The 4365-nt window shown below is 71.4% G+C and carries 4 protein-coding genes and 1 pseudogene; all 5 read left to right on the top strand.

Features of this window, described 5'->3' with window-relative positions; genetic code table 11:
- Window positions 1-328 (top strand): annotated as a pseudogene (locus ACFQ36_RS21025) (MFS transporter); the annotation flags it as partial.
- A gap of 112 nt (window positions 329-440) precedes the next feature.
- Window positions 441-1319, top strand: coding sequence for a zinc metalloprotease HtpX (gene htpX / locus ACFQ36_RS21020; protein ID WP_377017217.1), 879 nt, complete (start codon window positions 441-443; stop codon window positions 1317-1319).
- A gap of 42 nt (window positions 1320-1361) precedes the next feature.
- Window positions 1362-2051: a histidine phosphatase family protein gene (locus tag ACFQ36_RS21015; protein WP_377017215.1), complete on the top strand. Its 690-nt coding sequence runs from the start codon at window positions 1362-1364 to the stop codon at window positions 2049-2051.
- 177 nt (window positions 2052-2228) lie between these two features.
- Window positions 2229-3074 (top strand): iron uptake transporter permease EfeU, encoded by an 846-nt coding sequence (gene efeU / locus ACFQ36_RS21010; protein ID WP_377017213.1) that lies wholly within the window; start codon window positions 2229-2231, stop codon window positions 3072-3074.
- Window positions 3075-3120: 46 nt separating this feature from the next.
- Window positions 3121-4284 (top strand): iron uptake system protein EfeO, encoded by a 1164-nt coding sequence (gene efeO, locus ACFQ36_RS21005; RefSeq protein ID WP_377017211.1) that lies wholly within the window; start codon window positions 3121-3123, stop codon window positions 4282-4284.
- Window positions 4285-4365 lie beyond the last annotated feature (81 nt).

Below are 4365 nucleotides of genomic sequence, written 5' to 3'. Positions count from 1 at the left end.
GCACGGGCAGACCGTCCCCTGGCTGGTGGCCGCCGCGCTGTGCCTGGCCCTGGCCGGGGCCGCGGACACGGTCAGCGGGGTGTTCCGGAACACCATCCTGCAGGCTGCCACCCCGGATGCCATGCGCGGACGGTTGCAGGGCATCTTCGTGGTGGTGGTCGCCGGCGGCCCGCGGCTTGGCGACGCCGTGGCCGGCGGCAACGGCCAGTGGCTGGGCGAAGGGATGGCCGCCATCGCCGGCGGGCTGGCCTGCGCGCTGCTGGTCTGGCTGCTGCACCGGTGGCAGCCCGGTTTCGCCCGTTACGACGCCCGCCATCCCGAGCCCTGAGGCCGATAAGCCAACGCCCTGTCAGGATCCGGAACACCCGGCCGCCGCCGCGCGTTGTTAAGGATGATCCGGCCAACAGTGCAATGCCGGATGCAGAAGGAGACCAGAAACGGTGCATCATCATTTCAACGGTCTGAAGACCGCAGCCTTGTTCGGCGTGCTCTTTGCCATCCTGCTGGGCATCGGCGGGCTGCTGGCCGCCGGGACCCGGAACGGCGGCTTCATCTGGATCATGGCGCTGATCGGCGTGGCCACGGTCGCGTACAGCTACTGGAACAGCGACAAGATCGCCATCCGCTCCATGCAGGCCTACCCGGTGACGGAGGCCGAGCAGCCGGCCATGTACCGGATCGTGCGCGAGCTGTCCGCCCGGGCCAACCAGCCGATGCCGCGGCTCTACGTCTCGCCCACCATGGCGCCGAACGCCTTTGCCACCGGGCGGAATCCGCAGCATGCCGCGGTGTGCTGCACGGAGGGCATCCTGCAGCTGCTGACCGAACGGGAGCTGCGCGGGGTGCTGGGGCACGAGCTCATGCACGTGTATAACCGGGACATCCTCACTTCCTCGGTGGCCGCGGCGGTGGCCGGCGTGATCACCTCGGTGGCCCAGTTCCTGATGTTCTTCGGCGGCGGCAACAGCGAAAACCGCAACGCCAACCCGATCGCCCTGCTGGCGCTGTCCCTGCTCGCCCCGTTTGCCGCCGCGCTGATCCAGATGTCCATCAGCCGGACCAGGGAGTACGACGCCGACGAGGACGGCGCGGCCCTGACCGACGATCCGCTGGCGCTGGCTTCGGCGCTGCGCAAGCTGGAAGTCGGCACCGCCCGGGCCCCGCTGCCGGCGGACCAGAAGCTGGTGAACACCAGCCACCTCATGATTGCCAACCCCTTCCGGCGCGGCGGCCTGCAGCAAATGTTCAGCACGCATCCGCCCATGGCCGAGCGCGTGGCACGGCTGGAGCGCATGGCCGGACGCCCTCTCGGCGCCTGAGCCCTGCCGTGCCTGCCCGGGCCGAGCGGGTTTAATGAACCTATGCGCCTGCTGCTGATCCGCCATGGACAGACCCCCTCCAACGTCAGGGGGCTGCTCGACACCGCCGTCCCGGGCCCCGGCCTGACCCGGCTGGGCCATGAACAGGCCCGCGCGCTGCCGGATGCGCTGGCCGGCGAGCCGATCGAGGTCCTGCTGGCCTCGACGGCCCTGCGCGCCCGGCTGACCGCCTCGCCGCTGGCGGAGGCGGTCCGGCTGGACGTCGAGGTGCGGGACGGCCTGCGCGAAATTTCCGCCGGGGACCTGGAACTGCAGGCCGATCCGCAGGCGCACCGGGCCTACATGTCGGTGGTCTTCGGCTGGACCGCGGGAGACCTGGGCCAGCGGATGCCGGGTGGGCCGGACGGGCACGAGACCTTCGCCCGGTTCGACGCCGTGGTGTCGGAGCTGCTGGCCGCCGGGGTGCGGACCGCGGCCATGGTCAGCCACGGTGCCATGATCCGCAGCTGGGCCGGCGCCCGCGCGGCGAACCTGGGGGCGGACTATGTGGCCCGGAACATCCTGGGCAACACCGGGGTGGTGGTGCTGGAGGGCGACGGCGGCGGCTGGGAGGCGCTGAGCTGGATGGGCGAATCGGTGGGCGGCCGGGCGCTGGGGGGAAGCCTGGCGGACGGTCCCGCCGGCGACGCCGTCCGGCTCAACGGCAGGAAGCGGCCCGCCGCCGGCCCTTAAGGTCCCTGCGGCCGGGCGACCCCGGCCGTCCGGACTGCCGGACCGGCGCCCGGCTCTGCCCCGCGGTTTTGTGACGCTTTTGTGACTTAAGTTGCAACTGGACGACGGCCCGTAGCAGAATTCCGTGAAGCTAAGCCTTACCTTAGTTAGGCTTGGATAACCGGAGAGAAGAGTGCCGTGACCGCCAACTTCCTGATCGGCCTGCGCGAGGGCCTTGAGGCAACGCTCGTCGTTGTCCTGCTGCTGGCCTACCTGGCCAGGACCGGCCGCCGGCCCCTGATGCCGCGGGTTTGGGCGGGCGTCGGGTTCGCCGCCGCCGTTTCCGCAGGCTTCGGCGCCCTGCTGACCTTCGGACCCCGCGGGCTGACCTTCGAGGCGCAGGAAGCCATCGGCGGCGGCCTGTCCATTATCGCCGTCGGCTTCGTGACCTGGATGGTGTTCTGGATGGCCGGGGCCTCCCGCACCCTGGGCAGCGGGCTGCGCCAGCAGGTGGACAAGGTGGCGGACGCCGGATCCTGGGGGCTGGCGCTGGTCGCGGCCCTGGCCGTCGGGCGCGAAGGCCTCGAGACGGCGCTCTTCCTGTGGGCCGCCGCCCGGGCAACCGGGGAGACCTGGGAGCCGATCGGCGGGGCCGTCCTGGGCATCGCCGCGGCCGTGGCGCTCGGGTTCCTGCTGCACCGCGGCGTGCTGCGGATCAACCTTGCCCGCTTCTTCACCTGGACCGGCGCGGCGCTGATCGTGGTCGCCGGCGGGGTCCTCGCCTACGGCATCCACGACCTGCAGGAGGCGGGCATCCTGCCCGGCCTGCACATCCTCGCCTTCGACGTTTCCGCCGCCGTCCCGCCGGGCAGTTGGTACGGCACCCTGCTCAAGGGCGTCTTCAACTTCTCGCCCGCCACTACCGTCCTCGAGGCCGCAGCCTGGCTGCTCTACGTGGTGCCGGTGATGATCCTGTTCTTCGGCCGCCTGCGCGGGGGCCACCGTGTGGCGGCCGCCGACCGGACCGTGTCCACGGCCGCCTGAGCCGCCCGCCGCTACCTGACCTCTACCTCACTTTCCAAGGATGACCATGATGCTGACTCCCCGTGCCCTCGGTGGCGCCGCCGCCGTTGCCGCTGCCGCCCTGCTGCTTGCCGGCTGCACCGACAACTCCGCCACCGCCACCGCCGACGGCGCCGTCCAGGTCAGCAGCACCGCGGATGCCTGCACCCTGTCCACCACCACCGCGCCGGGCGGCACCGTGAAGTTCCAGGTCAGGAACGAGGGCACGGAGGTCACCGAGTTCTACCTGCTGGCCGGGGACGGGCTGCGCATCCTCGGTGAGGTCGAGAACATCGGCCCGGGCCTGAGCCGGGACCTGGTGGTCATGGCGCCCGAGGGCAGGTACGTCACCGCCTGCAAGCCGGGCATGAGCGGTGACGGCATCCGCGCCGCCTTCACCGTGACCGCGGCCCCGGCCGGGCAGGATGTCTCCGCCGACCGCGCCGCGCTGCAGCGGACGGCCGTGAAGCAGTACGCCGCCTACGTCAAGGAGCAGTCCGAGCAGCTGCTGGCCGGAACCAGGCAGTTCGCCCAAGCCTTCGCCGCCGGTGACGAGGCCAGGGCCAAGGCGCTCTACGCCCCGGTCCGCATGCACTGGGAGCGGATCGAACCGGTGGCCGAGTCCTTCGGCGACCTGGATCCGATCCTGGACGCCCGCGAGGCCGACCTCGCGGAAGGCCAGCAGTGGACCGGCTGGCACCGCGCCGAGAAGGACCTCTGGCGGCCGGCGTCCGGCTACACCCCGCTGACCGGCGCCGAACGCCGGAAGCTGGCGGAGAAGCTGGTTGCCGATACCCAGGAACTGCACGGCCGCACCCAGGACCTGGAGTTCACCCCGGACAAGCTGGCCAACGGGGCCAAGGAGCTGCTGGACGAGGTGGCCACCGGTAAGGTCACCGGCGAGGAGGAGGCCTTCTCGCACACCGACCTGTGGGACTTCCAGGCCAACGTCGACGGCGCCCGGATCGCCTACGAGGACCTGAAGCCGCTGCTGGCCGGCAGCGGGGACGAGCTGGATGCCTCGCTGGAGAAGAATTTCGCCGCCCTGCAGAAGCTGCTTGACCAGTACCGGAAGGGCGAGGGCTTCGCCTACTACAACGAGCTGACCGGGGCCCAGGTCAAGGAGCTCGGCGCCGCCGTCGACGCGCTCAGCGAGCCGCTGTCCAAGCTCACCGCCGCGGTGGTCAAGTAATGAACGGCGCCCGGAACCGGCCGGCCGCGGATACCGCGGACGGCGGCGGCGCGCGCCGGGGCGGGTTCAGCCGCCGCTCCC

The sequence above is a fragment of the Arthrobacter sp. GCM10027362 genome, from assembly GCF_042679445.1.
GTDB lineage: Bacteria > Actinomycetota > Actinomycetes > Actinomycetales > Micrococcaceae > Crystallibacter.
Note: the sequence above shows the minus strand (reverse complement) of the source record. Positions and strands in the feature narration are given on the sequence as shown.